At 60.9% G+C, this 19,299-nt stretch carries 17 protein-coding genes; 6 read left to right on the top strand and 11 right to left on the bottom strand.

Annotated elements, in window-relative coordinates; all coding sequences use genetic code 11:
• Positions 1-36: 36 nt before the first annotated feature.
• Complete coding sequence (locus tag AC07NR_RS10430) at positions 37-663, bottom strand: glutathione S-transferase family protein (protein ID WP_119426897.1); 627 nt, start codon at positions 661-663, stop codon at positions 37-39.
• Between the two features lie 104 nt (positions 664-767).
• Positions 768-1,694 (bottom strand): LysR family transcriptional regulator, encoded by a 927-nt coding sequence (locus AC07NR_RS10425; RefSeq protein ID WP_495078520.1) that lies wholly within the window; start codon positions 1,692-1,694, stop codon positions 768-770.
• Positions 1,695-1,921: 227 nt separating this feature from the next.
• Between AC07NR_RS10425 and AC07NR_RS10420 the strand changes: the two genes are divergently transcribed.
• The 6 genes from AC07NR_RS10420 to AC07NR_RS10395 all read left to right on the top strand — a co-directional run bounded on the left by AC07NR_RS10420 (position 1,922) and on the right by AC07NR_RS10395 (position 7,108).
• A complete protein-coding gene (locus tag AC07NR_RS10420; RefSeq protein ID WP_134828588.1) occupies positions 1,922-2,698 on the top strand; it encodes an ABC transporter substrate-binding protein in 777 nt (258 codons plus the stop codon).
• A gap of 89 nt (positions 2,699-2,787) precedes the next feature.
• Positions 2,788-3,477 carry an ABC transporter permease gene (locus AC07NR_RS10415; protein WP_102359135.1) on the top strand — a complete coding sequence of 230 codons (690 nt, stop codon included), beginning with the start codon at positions 2,788-2,790 and terminating at the stop codon, positions 3,475-3,477.
• Between the two features lie 13 nt (positions 3,478-3,490).
• Entirely contained in the window at positions 3,491-4,189 is a 699-nt protein-coding gene (locus tag AC07NR_RS10410) for an ABC transporter permease (protein WP_495078519.1), read from the top strand.
• A gap of 9 nt (positions 4,190-4,198) precedes the next feature.
• A complete protein-coding gene (locus AC07NR_RS10405) occupies positions 4,199-5,311 on the top strand; it encodes a succinylglutamate desuccinylase/aspartoacylase family protein (RefSeq protein ID WP_495078518.1) in 1,113 nt (370 codons plus the stop codon).
• Positions 5,312-5,329: 18 nt separating this feature from the next.
• A complete protein-coding gene (locus tag AC07NR_RS10400) occupies positions 5,330-6,094 on the top strand; it encodes an ABC transporter ATP-binding protein (RefSeq protein WP_248740322.1) in 765 nt (254 codons plus the stop codon).
• Between the two features lie 105 nt (positions 6,095-6,199).
• Positions 6,200-7,108 (top strand): MurR/RpiR family transcriptional regulator, encoded by a 909-nt coding sequence (locus AC07NR_RS10395; RefSeq protein WP_495078517.1) that lies wholly within the window; start codon positions 6,200-6,202, stop codon positions 7,106-7,108.
• Positions 7,109-7,154: 46 nt separating this feature from the next.
• On the opposite strand, the gene AC07NR_RS10390 is transcribed toward AC07NR_RS10395, so the two are convergent.
• The 9 genes from AC07NR_RS10390 to atpG form a co-directional block, all read right to left on the bottom strand.
• Positions 7,155-8,561 carry an amino acid permease gene (locus AC07NR_RS10390; RefSeq protein WP_134828593.1) on the bottom strand — a complete coding sequence of 469 codons (1,407 nt, stop codon included), beginning with the start codon at positions 8,559-8,561 and terminating at the stop codon, positions 7,155-7,157.
• 97 nt (positions 8,562-8,658) lie between these two features.
• The gene (hutH, locus tag AC07NR_RS10385; protein WP_495078516.1) at positions 8,659-10,191 is read right to left on the bottom strand and encodes a histidine ammonia-lyase; all 1,533 of its coding nucleotides are present in this window, start codon (positions 10,189-10,191) and stop codon (positions 8,659-8,661) included.
• A 2-nt stretch (positions 10,192-10,193) separates the two neighbouring features.
• On the bottom strand, positions 10,194-11,885 hold the full coding sequence (hutU, locus tag AC07NR_RS10380; RefSeq protein WP_114886513.1) for a urocanate hydratase: 1,692 nt from the start codon (positions 11,883-11,885) through the stop codon (positions 10,194-10,196).
• 404 nt (positions 11,886-12,289) lie between these two features.
• Positions 12,290-14,122 carry a glutamine--fructose-6-phosphate transaminase (isomerizing) gene (glmS, locus tag AC07NR_RS10375; RefSeq protein WP_495078515.1) on the bottom strand — a complete coding sequence of 611 codons (1,833 nt, stop codon included), beginning with the start codon at positions 14,120-14,122 and terminating at the stop codon, positions 12,290-12,292.
• A 2-nt stretch (positions 14,123-14,124) separates the two neighbouring features.
• Positions 14,125-14,901 (bottom strand): DeoR/GlpR family DNA-binding transcription regulator, encoded by a 777-nt coding sequence (locus tag AC07NR_RS10370; protein WP_085713102.1) that lies wholly within the window; start codon positions 14,899-14,901, stop codon positions 14,125-14,127.
• A gap of 132 nt (positions 14,902-15,033) precedes the next feature.
• Entirely contained in the window at positions 15,034-16,401 is a 1,368-nt protein-coding gene (gene glmU / locus AC07NR_RS10365; protein WP_248740318.1) for a bifunctional UDP-N-acetylglucosamine diphosphorylase/glucosamine-1-phosphate N-acetyltransferase GlmU, read from the bottom strand.
• A 118-nt stretch (positions 16,402-16,519) separates the two neighbouring features.
• Entirely contained in the window at positions 16,520-16,945 is a 426-nt protein-coding gene (locus tag AC07NR_RS10360) for a F0F1 ATP synthase subunit epsilon (protein WP_007954164.1), read from the bottom strand.
• A gap of 45 nt (positions 16,946-16,990) precedes the next feature.
• A complete protein-coding gene (gene atpD / locus AC07NR_RS10355; protein ID WP_007954162.1) occupies positions 16,991-18,367 on the bottom strand; it encodes a F0F1 ATP synthase subunit beta in 1,377 nt (458 codons plus the stop codon).
• A gap of 27 nt (positions 18,368-18,394) precedes the next feature.
• Entirely contained in the window at positions 18,395-19,255 is an 861-nt protein-coding gene (gene atpG / locus AC07NR_RS10350; protein ID WP_008084419.1) for a F0F1 ATP synthase subunit gamma, read from the bottom strand.
• Positions 19,256-19,299: the final 44 nt, after the last annotated feature.

The raw sequence follows: 19,299 nt of genomic DNA, 5'->3' as shown, positions 1-19,299 counted from the left end.
TCCCCCACGCCAGCGGCGCAGTCTGGATGGTGAACCTCAAGCCGTGGCTTGCAGACCGGCAACGGTACGTGGCATCGCGACGAAACCGGGCAATGCTTCAATCCGCGCCAGCCAGGCGCGTACATTGGCGTAGTCGTCCAGCGACACATTGCCTTCCGGCGCATGGGCGATGTAGCTGTAGGCCGAGACGTCGGCGATGGTTGGTTCGCTGCCGACCAGGAAGGGAGTCTTGCCCAGTTCCAGGTCCATCACCTTCAGCAGGTTGTGCGCTCGGGTGATCGCTTCATCGGCATTGAGTTTTGCCCCGAACACCGTGACCAGCCGCGCTGCAGCCGGGCCAAAAGCAATCGGCCCGGCAGCCGCCGACAGCCAGCGCTGGACGCGCGCCGCACCGACCGGATCGCCTGGCAGCCAGCGACCGTTGCCGTACTTCTGCGCCAGATACACCAGAATCGCGTTGGAATCGGCCAGCACCACGCCGTTGTCATCAATGGCCGGCACTTGCCCGAAGCTGTTGATCGCCAGGTACTCGGGTTGTTTGTGCTCGCCCTTGGCCAGATCGACGAAGATCAGTTCGGTCGGCAATTGCAGCAGTGACAGCATCAGCTCGACCCGGTGGGCGTGGCCGGAACGCGGGAAGTTGTAGAGTTTGATCGCTTGCATGGTCGACTCCGCTGGACGTTTGCGTCGCCCGGAATGGGCAACAACCGTGGCAGCCATCTTCCACCTATCTTGAAAACAACAGAATCACCAGCAAACGCAATCCATTATTTCTCTTGATGAAATAATGCCGCGTTTTTCAGGGCCGGATGTTCGCGCAAGGCGTTCACGGCGTAGTCGACAAAACTGCGCATCCGGGTCGGTGCCTTGCGCCCGCCCTGATACACCACATGGATTGGCAGCGGCGGCAATTCGTACTCGGCGAGAACGATTTCCAGCTCCCCGGAAGCGATTTTGCTGGCGACCTGATAAGACAACACCCGGGTCAACCCGAGCCCCAGACAAGCAGCGGTGATTGCCGCCTGATTGCCGGTGACCACCAGTCGCGGCTCGGGGCGGACGACCAAGGGTTCACCGTCCTCCAGGAACGGCCAGTTGCGCAGTTGACCGATGGACGAGGTCGCCACCACCGGCGCGCCGGCCAGTGCCTGTGGATGGGTTGGCCGACCGTGAGCGGCAAAATACCCCGGCGAGCCGCAGATCACCCGGCGCACCTCGCCGACCCGGATCGCATGCTGATTGCTGTCCGGCAACTCACCGATGCGGATCGCCACATCCACGCCCTCCTCGACCATGCTCACCACGCGATCCAGCAGCAAGGCGTTGATGGAAACGTCCGGGTATTGCGTCAGATAACCCGCCATCACCGGTGTGACAAACAGCTCGCCGAACAATACCGGCGCGGTCACCGTCAATTGCCCACGGGGCTGGGTGTGGCTGCCGGCGGCGGAGTCTTCCGCTTCCTGCACCTCGGCAAGAATCCTCCGACAGTCCTCCAGGTAACGCTGGCCCGCCTCGCTCAGATGCACGCTGCGGGTGGTGCGAATCAGCAACTGCGTACCGATCCGCTGCTCCAGCGCCGCCACCGCCCGGGTGACGCTGGCCGCCGACAGACCCAAGCGCCGCGCGGCAGCGGAAAAGCCCTGTTCCTGCGCAACGGCCGCGAAAACCTGCATTTCCTGGAAGCGATCCATGGTGTCCCCGAAGTGGATGAAAAACCGCCTCGCATTATAGGCAGTACCCGATCCTCAACGGGCGAGGCGAACGACCGCCGATCCAGAATTGATATTTTTATTTTCAGTTACCTTGATGAATGATTTATTTCATGTCATTTATAGCCTCGCCGATCACAGGAACGATCCAGCGCGCCACCCGGATGGCGGGCACCTGTATTCCTAACGCCCTCCCAGGAGTCGACAAAATGAACAAGACAGAACTTCTAGGTGCGCTGGCGCTGTGCGCATTCAGCTTCATGGCCCATGCCGATGAAGACAGCTTGCGTATCGGTATCGAAGCCGCCTATCCACCCTTTTCCTACAAAACGCCGGAAGGCAATGTCAGCGGCTTCGACTACGACATCGGCAACGCCTTGTGCGAAGAGATGAAGGTCAAGTGTGAGTGGGTGATTCAGGAGTTCGACGGCATGATTCCGTCGCTAAAGGTGCGCAAGATCGACGCGGTGCTGTCGTCGATGTCGATCACCGAAGACCGGATGAAGTCGGTCGACTTCAGCAAAAAGTACTACCACACGCCGGGCAAGTTCGCGATGAAGGCCGGCAGCGTGATCAACGACCCGCTGGTGGACCTCAAGGGCAAGAAACTCGGCGTGCAACGCTCATCGACCTATGACCGGTTCGCCACCGAGCAACTGGAAAAGGCCGGGGTCGTCGTGGTGCGTTACGGCTCCCAGAACGAAGCCTTCCTCGACCTCGCTTCGGGTCGCCTGGACGCCACCCTCGCCGACATCGTCAACACCGATGAAAGCTTCATCAAGACACCGGCCGGACAAGGTTTCGCCCTGACCGGGCCGGACATCAACGACCCGAAATACTTCGGTCGAGGCGCCGGGATCGCGCTGCGCAAGGGTGACGTCGCCAACGCTGCGCGCCTGAACGCGGCCATCGACGCCATCCGCGCCAACGGCAAATACCAGCAAGTGATGGGCAAGTATTTCGCCTTCGATATCTACGGCGAATAAACCGTCGCCTCCGCCCGGCGCCGGCCCGTTGCGGGCGCCCTTCGGCCTTGTCTTGCGCGCCTTCGGGCGCACGCTTGAGGAACTTCATCATGCTCCACGGCTACGGATCGAGCATTCTCGATGGTGCCTGGCTGACCATCAACCTGGCCCTGACCTCCATGTCGCTGGCCATTGCCCTGGGCCTGATCGGCGCGGCGTTTCGCCTGTCGCCGCTCAAATGGCTGGCCATGCTCGGAGAGGGCTACACCACCCTGATTCGCGGCATTCCCGATCTGGTGCTGATCCTGCTGATTTTCTATGGCGGCCAGGATCTGGTGAACCGCATCGCCCTGGCATGCGGCTACACCCGCTACATCGACATCAACCCGTTCATTGCCGGTGTCTGCACCATGGGTTTCATTTTTGGTGCCTATCTCTCAGAAACCTTTCGCGGCGCGTTCATGGCCATCCCCAAGGGTCAGGCGGAAGCCGGCGCGGCCTACGGCATGCGTGGCACGCAAGTGTTCTGGCGGATTCTGGTGCCGCAGATGATTCGCTTCGCGATTCCGGGGTTCACCAACAACTGGCTGGTGCTGACCAAATCCACCGCGCTGATTTCGGTCATCGGCCTGCAGGACATGATGTTCAAGGCCAAGAACGCCGCCGACGCCACCCACGAGCCGTTCACGTTTTTCATCGCGGTGGCGGCGCTGTACCTGATGCTCACCAGCCTGTCGCTGCTGGTGTTGCGCGCCCTGGAAAAACACTATTCGGTCGGCATCAAAGCCGCCGAATTGTGAGGAGAACCTGCCGATGATTCTCGACTACAACCTGATCTGGGAAAACCTGCCGCTGTATTTCGACGGCGCCTTGTTGACCCTCAAGGTCCTGCTGATTTCCCTGAGCCTGGGGCTGGTGCTGGCGGTTCCGCTGGCGCTGATGCGGGTGTCGCGCTCGCTGCTGCTCAGCTTCCCGGCGTGGCTCTACACCTACGTGATTCGCGGCACGCCGATGCTGGTGCAACTGTTCCTGATCTATTACGGCCTGGCGCAGTTCGAATCGGTGCGCCAAAGCATGCTCTGGCCTTACCTCTCCAGCGCCACGTTTTGTGCCTGCCTGGCGTTCGCCATCAATACCAGTGCCTACAGCGCGGAATTGCTGGCGGGCAGTCTGAAGTCCACGTCCCACGGCGAAATCGAAGCCGCCCGGGCGATGGGCATGTCCCGCCTGACCCTGTACCGCCGCATTCTGCTGCCATCGGCCTTGCGCCGGGCACTGCCGCAGTACAGCAACGAAGTGTTGATGATGCTGCAAACCACCAGCCTGGCCTCGATCGTCACGCTGGTGGATATCACCGGCGCGGCGCGCACGGTGAGTTCGCGGTTCTATATGCCGTTCGAAGCGTTCATCACCGCCGGCCTCGTCTACCTCGCCCTGACTTTCATTCTGGTGCGCCTGTTCAAGCTGGCCGAACGCCGCTGGCTGGCCTACCTGGCACCGCGCAAGCACTAAGGAGCTGACATGGAAAAGATTCAATACCTGTTGCCGTGGAGCGCTTCGGGCACCGAACGGACACTGTCGGTGTTCCGGTTTGGCGCCGGCTCGCGCAAGGCGTACATCCAGGCTTCCCTGCACGCCGACGAGCTGCCGGGCATGCGCGTGGCCGTCGAGCTCAAGCGCTGCCTGCTGGAACTGGAAGCACAGGGCCGCCTGAACGGTGTGATCGAACTGGTGCCGATGGCCAACCCGATCGGCATCGCCCAGATGTTCCAGGCCACCCATCAAGGTCGCTTCGAGTTCGCCAGCGGCAAGAACTTCAATCGCGACTTCCCGGAGCTGGCCGAAGCCGTGGCGCCATTGCTCAAAGGACGGTTGGGCGATGACGCCGAGGCCAACGTCGCGCTGATCCGCCGCGCCTTGATCGACACCCTCGCCGACATGCCGCCACCGACCTCGGAACTCGATGGCCTGCGTCGCCTGTTGCTGCAACATGCCTGCGACGCCGATGTGGTGCTGGACCTGCACTGCGATTTCGAATCGGTGATGTTGCTCTACACCATGCCGCAACACTGGGGACGCCTGCATTCACTGGCTGCACGCCTGGGTGCCGAGGTCACGCTGCTGGCCGAAGACGCTGGCGGCAGTGCTTTCGACGAGGCTTGCGCGGTGCCGTGGCTGCGCCTGACCGAGCTGTTCCCGGAAGCCAATATTCCGCTGGCGTGCGCAGCCACCACCATCGAATTGCGCGGCATGGCCGACACCGAACGCGAACAATGCACCCACAGTGCACAGGCGATTCTCGGCTATCTGGCCGAGCAGGGATTGATCAGCGGTGAATGGCCGCCAGCACCGTCGAGCCGTTGCGAAGCGATGCCGTTCGCCGGCGCGCAATACGCCTGTGCGCCGCATCCGGGCGTGGTCAGTTTCCTGCAGCCGCTGGGCGCGCGGGTCAAGGTCGGCGATCCGCTGTTCGAAGTCCATGACCCGCTCAACGACCGCCACAGCATCGTCCGCGCCTGCACCAACGGCGTGCTCTACGCCCGCGAACGCCTGCGCTTTGCCCAGCCCGGCCTGTGGCTGGCCAAGGTCGCCGGTTTCACCCCTATTCGCCAGGGCCGCTTGCTCAGCGACTGATGCCAGAGAGTTCACACCATGTACAAACTTGAAATTCAGGACCTGCACAAAAGCTACGGCGCCCACCAGGTGCTCAAGGGCGTGTCCCTGCAGGCCCAGGCCGGCGACGTGATCAGCATCATCGGCTCCAGTGGTTCGGGCAAAAGCACCTTCCTGCGTTGCATCAACCTGCTGGAGCAACCCAACGCCGGCAACATCGTGCTCAATGGCGAGCCACTGAAACTGGTGGCCAACAAACTCGGCGGGCTCAAGGCCGCTGAACCCCGGCAGTTGCAACGCATGCGTTCACGGCTGTCGATGGTGTTTCAGCACTTCAATTTGTGGTCGCACATGAGCGCCCTGGAAAACGTCATGGAAGCCCCGGTGCACGTGCTCGGCGTAGGCAAGAAAGAGGCCCGGGAAAAGGCCGAGCACTATTTGAACAAAGTCGGCGTGGCTCATCGCAAGGATGCCTGGCCCGCCCACATGTCGGGTGGCGAACAGCAGCGCGTGGCGATTGCCCGTGCGCTGGCGATGGAGCCGGAAGTGATGCTGTTCGACGAGCCCACTTCTGCGCTCGATCCCGAGCTGGTGGGCGAAGTGCTCAAGGTCATGCAGGACCTCGCCCAGGAAGGTCGCACCATGGTGGTCGTGACCCACGAAATGGGCTTCGCCCGCGAGGTCTCAAACCAACTGGTGTTCCTGCACAAAGGGCGGGTCGAGGAGCGCGGAGATCCACGTGAAGTGCTGGTCAATCCACAGTCCGAACGCCTGCAACAGTTCCTCGCCGGCAGCCTGAAGTAAGCCGGCGCGCGCGGCGTTGTCCTGCAACGGTTGGCTTCGGATACACTCCAGCCAACCTTGTCAGGCGCAGCCCTTCTCTCACTTTCAGGAACTGTTGATCCGGATATGCCCAGCTCATCGAAAGACACCACGGTCTATGCCGCACCGGTCATGCGCAAACTGGCGGAAATCGTTGCCGATCTTCCGCCGTCGCTGCGCAAGGTGGCTGACTTCATCCTGCGTCATCCACTGAAAGCCGCGACGCTGACAATCGAGGAAATGGCCCACGAAACATCGACCTCGCCGGCCGCCGTCAACCGACTGGCCAAGGCGATGGACCTCGGTGGTTATATGGGCATGAGGGCTGAGCTGGTGGCGACGTTGCAGCAGATGGTGTCGCCGGTCGACAAGCTGCGCAATGAACTGGCCCATCGTCCGGGCGGAGCGTTTGGCCTGCATGAGCAGATCGAGAGCGCCAGCAGCAACCTGGCCATGGCGGCGACCAACAACCATGCCGAAGCCTTCGAAGCCTTCGTCACCCGGCTGACCACTGCGCGCAAGATCTACATCCTCGGGTTCGGCAACAGCGTCTATTTTGCCGGCCTCGCCGCCTCGACCCTGATGCCGTTCTGCGCTGACGCTACGGCCATCAGCATGGAGGGCGGCAACGAAAACGCTGCGTATCGACTGGCCGCGATTACCGATCAGGATGTGTTGCTGGCGATTTCCCTGCCGCGTTATTCCCTGGATACGCTGCAGCTGGCCCGATTCGCCAACGAACGCGGCGCTTCGGTACTGGCCATCACCGACTCACCGGCCTCGCCGCTCACCGGCATTGCCGAGCATGTGTTGTTTGCGCCTTGCGATCATCCGGTGCTGACCAGCTCCAACGTGGCGATGCTGGCGCTGATCGAGGGACTGGTCGCGGGCGTGATGGCGCGCAACAAGGAAGCGGTCAAACTGGCGACCGAGCTGACTGAAAGCGTGATGTCTTACCTGCACATCCCCAACGGCAGCAAATCACCGAAGAAGTGATGCGTGAAAGGGGCGCCGGAAGATCCCGGACGCCCCTTCGATCAGATCAGGACTGAGAAACCGGCTGATCGCCAGTCACCTGCGCAGCCTGTCCGGCTGCCGGCTTGACCCACGTCAGGTAGGCCAGCACCAGCAATCCGATCCAGACCACGCCGACGATCAGCGCTGCCTGGGTATCCGGGAAGTAACCCAGCACACCGAACACGAACAGCATGAAAGCAATCGCCGCCATCGGTGCATACGGCCAGAACGGTACCGGGAATTTCAGTTGCGCCACCTGCTCGGCCGTCATCGAACGACGCATGGCCACCTGGGTGAACAGAATCATCAGCCAGACCCACACCGTGGCGAAGGTTGCGATGGACGCGATCAGCAGGAACACGTTTTCCGGGATCAGGTAATTCAGCAACACGCCCAGCAGCAGCGCGCAGCTCATCACGATCACCGTCAGCCACGGCACGCCATTGCGCGACAGGCGCGCAAAGCCTTTCGGCGCATGTCCTTGCTGAGCCAGGCCGTACATCATCCGGCCTGCACCGAAGATGTCGCTGTTGATGGCCGACACCGCAGCCGAGATCACCACGATGTTCAGAATGGTGGCCGCCGAGCTGATGCCCAGATGGTCGAAAATCTGCACGAACGGGCTGCCCTGGCTGCCGATCTGCTGCCACGGGAAGATCGACATCAGCACCAGCATCGTCAGCACGTAGAACAGCAGGATGCGCATCGGCACGGCATTGATCGCCTTGGGCAGCACGCGGTGCGGATCCTTGGCTTCACCGGCGGTCACGCCGATGATCTCGATGCCGCCGAAAGCAAACATCACCACCGCAAACGAGGCGATCAGGCCGCCCACGCCGTTGGGCATGAAGCCACCCTGGGTCCACAGGTTGCTGATATCGGTGGCCTGACCGGGGGCAGTGCTGATGCCGAACAGCATGATGCCGAAGCCGCCGAGGATCATTGCGACGATGGCCGCGACCTTGAGCAACGACAGCCAGAATTCCATTTCACCGAAGACTTTGACGTTGCACAGGTTCAGGCCGCCAACCACCGAAACGATGCCCAGCACCCAGATCCAGCGCGAGACTTCCGGAAACCAGAAGCCCATGTAGATGCCGAACGCCGTCACATCGGCCATGCCGACGATGACCATTTCGAACGCGTAGGTCCAACCGAGAATGAACCCCGCCATGGGGCCGAGATAAGTGCTTGCGTACTGCCCGAACGAGCCCGCGACCGGATTGTGCACCGCCATTTCGCCGAGGGCGCGCATGACCATGAACACCGCCGCACCACCGATCAGGTAAGCGAGCAGAACCGCTGGACCGGCCATCTGGATGGCCGACGCTGAACCGTAGAACAGCCCGGTACCGATCGCCGATCCCAGAGCCATGAAGCGAATGTGTCGGGCCGAGAGCCCGCGTTTCAAACCTTTTGCTGACTGCTGCATTTTTCGTCCTTATTTATTTTTATTCGACGCAAAAATCGAAACGCCAACAGGCCGGCCTCCACGCAGAGTGGAAGACAGCCTGTTGGCGATGAGGCACTTACAGACTCGGCAGCAGGTTCGCCGGAACCAGGTCATTCAGCGTGCGCGACGCCAGCAGTTCGGTCGCCGCATTGATGTCCGGCGCGAAGAAACGGTCCTTCTCGTAGAACGGCACTTCGCGACGCAGGATTCCCCGGGCCTTTTCCAGTTTGGTCGAGGTCTTCAGGCCGTTGCGCAGGTCCAGACCCTGCACTGCCGCCAGCCATTCCACCGCAAGAATCCCGCGGGTGTTCTCGGCCATTTCCCACAGACGCTTGCCGGCGGCCGGGGCCATCGACACGTGGTCTTCCTGGTTGGCGGAGGTCGGCAGGCTGTCCACCGAGTGCGGATGAGCCAAGGCCTTGTTCTCGCTGGCCAAGGCCGCAGCCGTCACCTGAGCGATCATGAAACCGGAGTTCACGCCGCCATTGGCCACCAGGAACGGCGGCAGTTGCGACATGTGCTTGTCCATCATCAACGAGATACGACGTTCGCTCAGCGAACCGATTTCAGCGATGGCCAGCGCCATGTTGTCAGCAGCCATGGCCACTGGCTCGGCGTGGAAGTTACCGCCGGAAATCACGTCGCCTTCGGCCGCGAATACCAATGGGTTGTCGGAAACGGCGTTGGCTTCGATCACCAGCACCTCGGCAGCCTGACGGAACTGGGTCAGGCAAGCACCCATGACTTGCGGCTGGCAGCGCAGCGAGTACGGGTCCTGGACCTTTTCGCAGTTCTGGTGCGAATCGGACACTTCGCTGCGCTCGCCCAGCAGATCGCGGTAAGCGGCAGCGGTGTCGATCTGGCCCTTCTGGCCACGGGCGGCGTGGATGCGTGCGTCGAACGGCGAGCGCGAACCGAGCACCGCTTCAACCGTCAGACCGCCCAGCGCCAGCGCGCCGGCGAACAGATCTTCACCTTCGAACAGACCGCGCAATGCGAATGCGGTGGACACCTGAGTGCCGTTGAGCAGCGCCAGGCCTTCTTTGGCAGCCAACGTCAGCGGCGTCAGACCGGCGACTTTCAGCGCTTCGGTGGCTTCCATCCACTCGCCCTTGTAGCGCGCCTTGCCCTCGCCCAGCAGCACCAGCGACATGTGCGCCAGCGGTGCCAGGTCGCCGGACGCACCGACCGAACCTTTCAATGGAATGTGCGGATAAACCTCGGCGTTGATCAGGGCGATCAGCGCGTCGATCACCACGCGACGGATGCCGGAGAAACCACGGCTCAGGCTGTTGACCTTGAGCACCATGATCAGGCGCACCAGCTCATCGCTGATCGGCTGGCCGACGCCAGCAGCGTGGGACAGCACCAGCGAACGCTGCAGGTTTTCCAGGTCTTCGCTGGCGATGCGGGTCGAGGCCAGCAGGCCGAAACCAGTGTTGATGCCGTAGGCGGTGCGGTTTTCGGCGAGGATCTGCTCGACGCAGGCGACGCTGGCTTCGATCTGCGCGGCGGCGCTGTAGTCGAGGGTCAGTTTGACCGGGTTCTGATAGACGTCACGCAGTTGGGACAGGCTCAGTTGGCCAGGGATCAGGTTCAGTGCAGTCATGTTCAGGCTCCTTTAACCGAAGTAATCATTGGCAGGTTCAAGCCCTGCTCCTTGGCGCAGTCGATGGCGATCTGGTAACCGGCATCGGCGTGACGCATCACACCGGTGCCCGGGTCGTTGTGCAGCACGCGAGCGATACGCTCGGCTGCTTCGTCCGTACCGTCGCAGACGATCACCATGCCCGAGTGTTGCGAGAAGCCCATGCCGACGCCGCCGCCGTGGTGCAGGGACACCCAGGTCGCGCCGCTGGCGGTGTTCAGCAGGGCATTGAGCAGTGGCCAGTCGGACACGGCATCCGAACCATCCTGCATCGATTCGGTTTCGCGGTTCGGGCTGGAGACCGAGCCGGAGTCGAGGTGGTCGCGGCCAATCACGATCGGTGCCGACAGCTCGCCGCGACGGACCATTTCGTTGAACGCCAGACCGAGTTTGGCGCGCTGGCCCAGACCCACCCAGCAGATCCGCGCCGGCAGCCCCTGGAAGCTGATGCGCTCGCGGGCCATGTCCAGCCAGTTGTGCAGGTGGGCGTCGTCCGGGATCAGTTCTTTGACTTTGGCGTCGGTCTTGTAGATGTCCTGCGGATCACCCGACAGCGCCGCCCAACGGAACGGGCCGATGCCACGGCAGAACAGCGGACGGATGTAGGCCGGCACGAAACCCGGGAAGTCGAAGGCGTTCTCGACGCCCTCTTCCTGAGCCATCTGACGAATGTTGTTGCCGTAGTCGAAGGTCGGAATGCCTTGCTTCTGGAAGTCCAGCATGGCTTTGACGTGGACCGCCATCGACTGCTTGGCGGCCTTGATCACAGCGGCCGGTTCGGTCTTGGCGCGGGCGCGGTATTCGTCCCAGGTCCAGCCGGCCGGCAGGTAGCCGTTGAGCGGGTCGTGGGCGCTGGTCTGGTCGGTGACCATGTCCGGGCGCACGCCGCGACGGACCAGTTCCGGGAGGATTTCGGCGGCGTTACCCAGCAGGGCGATGGAGATCGCCTTGCCTTCTTTGGTGTACTTCTCGATGCGCGCCAGGGCGTCGTCGAGGTCTTTGGCCTGCTCGTCGACGTAACGGCTTTTCAGGCGGAAATCGATGCTCACCTGCTGGCATTCGATGTTCAGCGAGCAGGCGCCGGCCAGGGTTGCAGCCAGAGGCTGAGCGCCACCCATGCCGCCGAGGCCGGCAGTCAGGACCCAGCGGCCCTTGAGGTTGGAGTCGTAATGCTGGCGACCGGCTTCGACGAAGGTTTCGTAGGTGCCCTGGACGATGCCCTGGCTGCCGATGTAGATCCAGCTGCCGGCGGTCATCTGGCCGTACATGGCCAGGCCCTTGGCGTCGAGTTCGTTGAAGTGTTCCCAGGTCGCCCAGTGCGGCACCAGGTTGGAGTTGGCGATCAGCACGCGCGGGGCGTTGCTGTGGGTCTTGAACACGCCGACCGGTTTGCCGGATTGCACCAGCAGGGTTTCGTCGTCGTTCAGGTTGGTCAGGCTTTCGACGATCTTGTCGTAGCACTCCCAGTTGCGCGCGGCGCGACCGATGCCACCGTAGACCACCAGTTCTTTCGGGTTCTCGGCCACTTCCGGGTCGAGGTTGTTCATCAGCATGCGCAGCGGCGCTTCGGTCAGCCAGCTCTTGGCGGTCAGCTTGTTGCCGCGCGATGCACGAATTTCAACGTCACGGAATTTAGTAGTTTTTGCATCAGTCACGAAAAAGACTCCTCAGCGATCAATTCAAACCAACCCTGGCGATGGGCAAGCGGCTTGTGCGCTTCAATGCGCGACAAGCGAATCAGTGGACGTGATGCGGAGTTTTGCTCAGCTCGTATGCATACGTCTTTACTTGTACATACAAGCATATGCAATTGAACGGCCAACTTATGGAGAAGCTGTCCGACGAAACCGGCGGACAGCGGCGAGGACACCGAAATCACGGGGCATCGAGTGATCGAATTTTTTTCGAAGGGGCGCTTTTTGAAAGCAAAGAAGCTGTTACAGAGGCGTGGCATTGCACCGCGCTGGGGTGTTCGGTAACAAAAAGTGGGAAACATCCCACAGCCTGGTGACCCAATGAGTCTCCAGGCTGTGGCTGTTTATTGTGACGTGTGGATAACTTATTCCACCGTCACCGACTTCGCCAAGTTACGCGGCTGGTCCACGTCAGTGCCCTTGAGCACAGCAACGTAGTACGACAGCAGTTGCAGCGGGATGGTGTAGAGGATCGGCGACAGGATGTCGTGGATGTGCGGCATCTGCACCACGTGGGTGCCTTCGCCGTTGGTCATACCGGCCTTTTCGTCAGCGAACACGATCAGTTCGCCGCCACGTGCACGGACTTCCTGCAGGTTGGACTTGAGCTTCTCGAGCAGTTCGTTGTTCGGCGCCACGGTGACCACCGGCATGTCGTTATCCACAAGCGCCAGCGGGCCATGCTTCAGCTCACCGGCAGGATAAGCTTCGGCGTGGATGTAAGAGATTTCCTTGAGTTTCAGGGCCCCTTCCATCGCTACCGGATATTGCGCACCACGACCGAGGAACAGGGTGTGGTTCTTGTCGGCGAACAGTTCGGCGATCTTTTCCACGGTGCTGTCCATGGCCAGTGCCTCACCCAGACGGGTTGGCAGGCGACGCAGTTCTTCGACCAGCGTGGCTTCAACGTCTTTGCCCAGCGTGCCGCGCACCTGACCCAGGGACAGAGTCAGCAACAGCAGGCCAACCAATTGCGTGGTGAACGCCTTGGTCGAGGCCACGCCGATTTCGCGACCGGCCTGGGTCAACAGGGTCAGATCGGATTCGCGCACCAGCGAACTGATGCCGACGTTGCAGATCGCCAGGCTGCCGAGGAAACCCAGCTCTTTGGCGTTACGCAGCGCAGCCAGGGTGTCGGCGGTTTCGCCGGATTGGGAAATGGTGACGAACAGGGTGTCCGGCTGCACCACCACCTTGCGGTAGCGGAACTCGCTGGCGACTTCGACCTGGCACGGAATCCCGGCCAGCTCTTCGAGCCAGTAACGGGCAACCATGCCGGCGTGATAACTGGTGCCGCAGGCAACGATCTGTACGTTGCGCACTTTGGCGAACAGTTCGGCAGCTTGTGGGCCGAACGCCTGCACCAGCACCTGGTTCGGGCTGAGGCGACCTTCCAGGGTGCGTTGCACCACGGATGGCTGCTCGTGGATTTCCTTGAGCATGTAGTGGCGGAACTCGCCTTTGTCGGCGGCTTCGGCACCGTCGGTGTACTGCACGGTCTGGCGCTCGACGGCTTTGCCGGTCACGTCCCAGATCTGCACCTTGTCGCGCTGGATTTCGGCGATATCGCCCTCTTCCAGGTACATGAAACGGTCGGTGACCTGACGCAGGGCCAACTGGTCGGAAGCGAGGAAGTTCTCGCCCAGACCCAGGCCGATCACCAGCGGGCTGCCGCTACGGGCAGCGACCAGACGATCCGGTTGCAGCGCGTGGATGACCGCCAGACCGTAGGCGCCATGCAGATCCTTGACCGTAGCCTTCAGGGCGTCGGTCAGGTCCGGCAGCGTTTTGAGTTTTTCGGTCAGCAGGTGCGCGATGACTTCGGTGTCGGTGTCGGAAGAGAACACGTAACCCTGGGCCTTGAGCTGTTCGCGCAGCGCTTCATGGTTTTCGATGATGCCGTTGTGCACCACTGCCACATTGCCGGAGAAATGCGGGTGGGCATTGCGTTCGCTCGGCGCACCGTGGGTTGCCCAACGGGTGTGGGCAATACCGAGACGGCCAACCAGCGGGTGTTCCGCCAGGGCCGCGTCCAGTTCGCTGACCTTGCCCACACGACGGGTGCGCTCCAGCGTGCCGTCATTGGTGTACACCGCCACACCGGCACTGTCATAACCCCGGTATTCGAGGCGCTTGAGGCCTTCGACCAGGATGGCGGTGATATTACGTTCAGCTACCGCGCCGACAATTCCACACATGCTTATTTCTCCTGACTGACCGTCGCGCAAATCAAATTGATACCGCGAGCCTGAATCTGATCCCGTGCCTCCTGCGGCAGGCGATCATCGGTGATTAGGGTATGGACACTGCTCCACGGCAGCTCCAGGTTTGGAATCTTGCGGCCGATCTTGTCGGCCTCGACCATCACGATCACTTCCCGCGCCACTTCCGCCATCACCCGGCTCAGGCCGAGCAATTCATTGAAGGTGGTGGTGCCACGCACCAGATCGATGCCGTCGGCACCGATGAACAACTGATCGAAGTCGTAAGAGCGTAGTACCTGCTCAGCGACCTGGCCCTGAAAGGATTCCGAATGGGGATCCCAAGTGCCGCCGGTCATCAGCAGGACAGGTTCATGTTCGAGTTCGCTCAGGGCGTTGGCGACGTGCAGCGAGTTGGTCATCACCACTAGCCCCGGTTGCTGGCCGAGCTCGGGGATCATCGCGGCCGTGGTGCTGCCGCTGTCGATGATGATGCGGGCGTGCTCGCGAATACGTGTCACCGCCGCGCGGGCAATCGCCTGTTTGTACTTGGAAACGTTCTGACTGACATCGGCCACCAGTTCCTGGGGCATGGTGATCGCTCCGCCATAACGGCGCAGCAGCAGACCATGGCTTTCCAGTGCGGCCAGATCCTTGCGAATCGTAACTTCCGAGGTTTCGAAACGCTTGGCGAGTTCGTCAACACTGACTTCGCCCTGCTCGTTGAGCAAGGCCAGTATGTTGTGGCGACGTTGGGGCGTATTGCGTTTCGACATGGCTTGGTAAGTTTCGATTCGAAAGATAACGGAAGCAATCAAAACCTATCGACGCAAAGTCGTCAAGCCGGGGATGAAAAAAAATCGCTGCCCAAGGGCAGCGATCCTTTTGATTGAAGCGCTGTGGATAACTCAGCTCTTCTTGATCTTCTCCGGCCGCTTCCAGCCATCGATGTTCTTCTGCCGCGCGCGACCGACGGCCAGTTGGGCGTTATCCACATTCTGAGTGATGGTCGAACCGGCTGCGGTGGTTGCACCGGCAGAGATATCCACAGGCGCCACCAGCGAGTTGTTGGAGCCGATGAACACGTCTTCGCCCAACACGGTTTTCCACTTGTTGGCGCCATCGTAGTTGCAGGTGATGGTGCCGGCGCCGATGTTGGTGCGGGCACCGATCTCGGCATCGCCCAGATAAGTCAGGTGTCCGGCCTTGGCGCCTTCGCCCATGCGGGCATTTTTCAACTCGACGAAGTTACCCACATGGGCGCGAGCTTCCAGCACGGTGCCCGGACGCAAGCGTGCAAACGGGCCGGCATCGCTGCCTTCACCGAGCACTGCGCCTTCGATATGACTATTGGCCTTGATCACCACACCCTTGCGCAGGGTGCTGTCCTTGATCACGCAGTTCGGGCCGATCACCACGTCATCCTCGATGACGACTTTGCCTTCAAGAATCACGTTGATGTCGATCAGCACGTCGCGACCGACGGTCACTTCGCCACGCACATCAAAGCGGGCCGGATCACGCAGGGTCACGCCCTGCGCCATCAAGCGGCGGCCGGCACGCAACTGATAATGACGCTCCAGTTCGGACAGTTGCTTGCGATCGTTGGCGCCCTGCACTTCCATTGGGTCGTGAGGTTGTTCCGTGGCGACTACCAGGCCATCACCGACCGCCATTTCAATCACGTCGGTCAGGTAGTACTCACCCTGGGCGTTGTTGTTCGACAGGCGGCTCATCCAGTCAGCCAGATGGCTGGCAGGCACTGCGAGAATCCCGGTATTGCCTTCTGTAATCGCGCGTTGCGCTTCAGTGGCATCCTTGTGCTCGACGATTGCCGCAACCTTGCCGTTCGCATCGCGCACGATGCGGCCGTAGCCGGTCGGGTCGTCCAGCTCGACAGTGAGCAGTCCCATCTGGCCGGGAACGACGTGCTTGAGCAGGCGCTGCAGGGTTTCCACTTCGATCAACGGCACGTCACCGTAGAGAATCAGAACGGTGTCGGCCGTAATGAACGGAACAGCCTGTGCGGTGGCATGGCCGGTGCCCAATTGCTTGTCCTGCAGCACGAAATTGAGATCATCGGCGGCCAGGCGCTCGCGCACGACATCGGCGCCATGGCCGATGACCACGTGAATGCGCTGTGGATCGAGTTGACGGGCACTGTGGATAACATGGCCGAGCATGGAGTCGCCGGCAATCGGGTGCAGCACTTTCGGCAGTGCCGAACGCATGCGGGTGCCTTGGCCGGCCGCGAGGATAACGATTTCAAGAGACATGACTGGCTACCAATCCTGGGTGGTCAGCAACTGCGACCGGGTTTGTAGAATTCTGAAAAGAAAAAAGGGTAGCCGAGGCTACCCTTTTTTATCAATCGCACAACAAGTGGCTGACGGATTAACCGCCAAACTTCTTGCGGATCTGCTGGACGGTGCGCAGCTGAGCTGCAGCCTCGGCCAGACGTGCGGACGCAGCTCCGTAGTCGAAATCTGCGCTCTTCTCATGCAGAGCAGCTTCGGCAGCCTTGAGAGCTGCCTGAGCCTGAGCTTCATCCAGGTCGGCGGCACGTTGCACGGTATCGGCAAGCACCTTGACCATGTTCGGCTGAACCTCGAGGAAACCACCGGAGATGTAGAACACCTCGGCTTCCCCGCCTTGCTTGATCAGGCGGATCGGACCCGGCTTGAGATTCGTGATCAGCGGCGCGTGACCCAGAGCGATACCAAGATCACCCAGAGCACCGTGCGCAATCACCATCTCGACCAGGCCGGAAAAGATTTCTCCTTCCGCGCTGACGATATCGCAATGGACTGTCATAGCCATCTGATTGCCTCAACCTAAATGAGCGCCCGTTGCCGGGCGCCGGGATTACAGTTTCTTGGCTTTCTCGATCGCTTCTTCGATGCCGCCGACCATGTAGAACGCTTGTTCTGGCAGGTGGTCGTAGTCACCGTTGAGGATGCCTTTGAAGCCAGCAATGGTGTCTTTCAGGGAAACGTATTTACCCGAAGCACCGGTGAAGACTTCAGCCACGAAGAACGGCTGCGACAAGAAGCGCTGGATCTTACGAGCACGGTTTACCAACTGCTTGTCGGCTTCCGACAGCTCGTCCATACCCAGGATCGCGATGATGTCCTTCAGCTCTTTGTAACGCTGCAGCACGTACTGAACGCCGCGAGCGGTCTCGTAGTGATCGTTGCCGATCACGTTCGGGTCCAGCTGACGCGAAGTCGAGTCCAGTGGGTCTACCGCCGGGTAGATACCCAGGGAAGCGATGTCACGGGACAGAACGACGGTGGCGTCCAGGTGAGCAAACGTGGTCGCTGGCGACGGGTCAGTCAAGTCGTCCGCTGGTACGTATACGGCCTGGATCGAAGTAATCGAACCTTGCTTGGTCGAAGTGATGCGCTCTTGCAGCACGCCCATCTCTTCAGCCAGGGTCGGCTGGTAACCTACTGCCGAAGGCATACGGCCCAGCAGTGCGGATACTTCGGTACCGGCCAGGGTGTAACGATAGATGTTGTCGACGAACAGCAGAACGTCGTTACCTTCGTCACGGAACTTCTCGGCCATGGTCAGACCGGTCAGCGCTACGCGCAGACGGTTTCCCGGTGGCTCGTTCATCTGACCGTAGACCAGCGCTACTTTGTCGAGAACGTTGGAGTCCTTCATCTCGTGGTAGAAGTCGTTACCCTCACGAGTACGCTCACCCACACCGGCGAACACGGAATAACCGCTGTGCTCGATGGCGATGTTACGGATCAGTTCCATCATGTTTACGGTCTTGCCTACACCGGCACCACCGAACAGACCGACTTTACCGCCCTTGGCGAACGGGCAAACCAGGTCGATAACCTTGATGCCGGTTTCCAGCAGCTCGTTGCCGCCAGCCTGTTCCGCGAAGGAAGGAGCGGCGCGGTGGATACCCCAGCGCTCTTCTTCGCCGATCGGGCCAGCTTCGTCGATCGGGTTGCCCAGTACGTCCATGATCCGGCCCAGAGTCGCTTTACCGACCGGTACGGAGATGGCTGCGCCAGTGTTGTTGACGTCCAGACCGCGCTTCAAGCCTTCGGTGGAGCCCATCGCAATGGTACGAACCACGCCGTCGCCCAGCTGCTGCTGAACTTCCAGAGTGGTTTCGGCGCCTTGAACCTTCAAGGCGTCGTAGATGCTCGGTACGCTGTCGCGTGGAAATTCCACGTCGATAACGGCGCCGATGATTTGAACGATACGTCCGCTACTCATAGCTGGATCCTCTGAATATTTGAACCGTTAAACCGCGGCAGCGCCGCCGACGATTTCCGAGATCTCTTGGGTGATCGCAGCCTGACGCGCCTTGTTGTAGATCAGCTGCAAATCGCTGATCAAATCACCGGCGTTGTCGGTAGCGTTCTTCATCGCGATCATCCGCGCAGCTTGTTCGGCCGCGTTGTTCTCGACCACCGCCTGGTACACCTGCGACTCCACGTAACGCACCATCAAGCCGTCAAGCAGCTCTTTGGCGTCTGGTTCGTAGAGGTAGTCCCAGTGGTGCTTGAGATCCTGATCCGGGGTCGCTACCAGCGGAATCAACTGCTCCACGGTAGGCTGTTGCGTCATGGTGTTGATGAATTTGTTGGATACCACGGACAGGCGGTCAATACGGCCGTCCAGATAGGCATCCAGCATCACCTTGACGCTGCCGATCAGATCATTGATCGACGGCTCTTCACCCAGGTGGCTGATAGCTGCTACGACGTTACCGCCGAAGTTGCGGAAAAAGGCCGCACCCTTGCTACCAACGACACACAGATCAATCTCGACGCCGTTTTCGCGGTTTACCGCCATGTCCTTGACCAGGGCCTTGAACAGGTTGGTGTTCAAGCCGCCGCACAGACCACGGTCACTGCTCACCACGACATAACCAACGCGCTTGATTGCGCGGTCGATCATGAACGGATGGCGGTATTCCGGGTTGGCGTTGGCCAGATGCCCAATTACCTGGCGGATACGCTCCGCATAAGGACGGCTAGCAGCCATGCGCATTTGTGCCTTGCGCATTTTGCTGACCGCCACTTTTTCCATGGCGCTGGTAATTTTTTGCGTGCTTTTGATGCTCGCAATCTTACTGCGAATCTCTTTTGCGCCTGCCATGTAACACCTATCAGGTTAGCAAGCGGGAGCCTTGCGGCTCCCGC

Source organism: Pseudomonas sp. GW821-FHT09C09, assembly GCF_059418105.1.
Note: the sequence above shows the minus strand (reverse complement) of the source record. Positions and strands in the feature narration are given on the sequence as shown.

Excerpts from the sequence above, each read along its gene's own strand:
- atpG (WP_008084419.1), bottom strand. The coding sequence starts at position 19,255 with ATGGCAGGCGCAAAAGAGATTCGCAGTAAGATTGCGAGCATCAAAAGC.
- AC07NR_RS10425 (WP_495078520.1), bottom strand. The coding sequence starts at position 1,694 with ATGGATCGCTTCCAGGAAATGCAGGTTTTCGCGGCCGTTGCGCAGGAA.
- AC07NR_RS10415 (WP_102359135.1), top strand. The coding sequence starts at position 2,788 with ATGCTCCACGGCTACGGATCGAGCATTCTCGATGGTGCCTGGCTGACC.
- AC07NR_RS10400 (WP_248740322.1), top strand. The coding sequence starts at position 5,330 with ATGTACAAACTTGAAATTCAGGACCTGCACAAAAGCTACGGCGCCCAC.
- glmU (WP_248740318.1), bottom strand. The coding sequence starts at position 16,401 with ATGTCTCTTGAAATCGTTATCCTCGCGGCCGGCCAAGGCACCCGCATG.
- AC07NR_RS10390 (WP_134828593.1), bottom strand. The coding sequence starts at position 8,561 with ATGCAGCAGTCAGCAAAAGGTTTGAAACGCGGGCTCTCGGCCCGACAC.
- AC07NR_RS10370 (WP_085713102.1), bottom strand. The coding sequence starts at position 14,901 with ATGTCGAAACGCAATACGCCCCAACGTCGCCACAACATACTGGCCTTG.
- AC07NR_RS10420 (WP_134828588.1), top strand. The coding sequence starts at position 1,922 with ATGAACAAGACAGAACTTCTAGGTGCGCTGGCGCTGTGCGCATTCAGC.
- AC07NR_RS10405 (WP_495078518.1), top strand. The coding sequence starts at position 4,199 with ATGGAAAAGATTCAATACCTGTTGCCGTGGAGCGCTTCGGGCACCGAA.
- glmS (WP_495078515.1), bottom strand. The coding sequence starts at position 14,122 with ATGTGTGGAATTGTCGGCGCGGTAGCTGAACGTAATATCACCGCCATC.
- hutH (WP_495078516.1), bottom strand. The coding sequence starts at position 10,191 with ATGACTGCACTGAACCTGATCCCTGGCCAACTGAGCCTGTCCCAACTG.
- AC07NR_RS10395 (WP_495078517.1), top strand. The coding sequence starts at position 6,200 with ATGCCCAGCTCATCGAAAGACACCACGGTCTATGCCGCACCGGTCATG.
- AC07NR_RS10430 (WP_119426897.1), bottom strand. The coding sequence starts at position 663 with ATGCAAGCGATCAAACTCTACAACTTCCCGCGTTCCGGCCACGCCCAC.
- atpD (WP_007954162.1), bottom strand. The coding sequence starts at position 18,367 with ATGAGTAGCGGACGTATCGTTCAAATCATCGGCGCCGTTATCGACGTG.
- AC07NR_RS10360 (WP_007954164.1), bottom strand. The coding sequence starts at position 16,945 with ATGGCTATGACAGTCCATTGCGATATCGTCAGCGCGGAAGGAGAAATC.
- AC07NR_RS10410 (WP_495078519.1), top strand. The coding sequence starts at position 3,491 with ATGATTCTCGACTACAACCTGATCTGGGAAAACCTGCCGCTGTATTTC.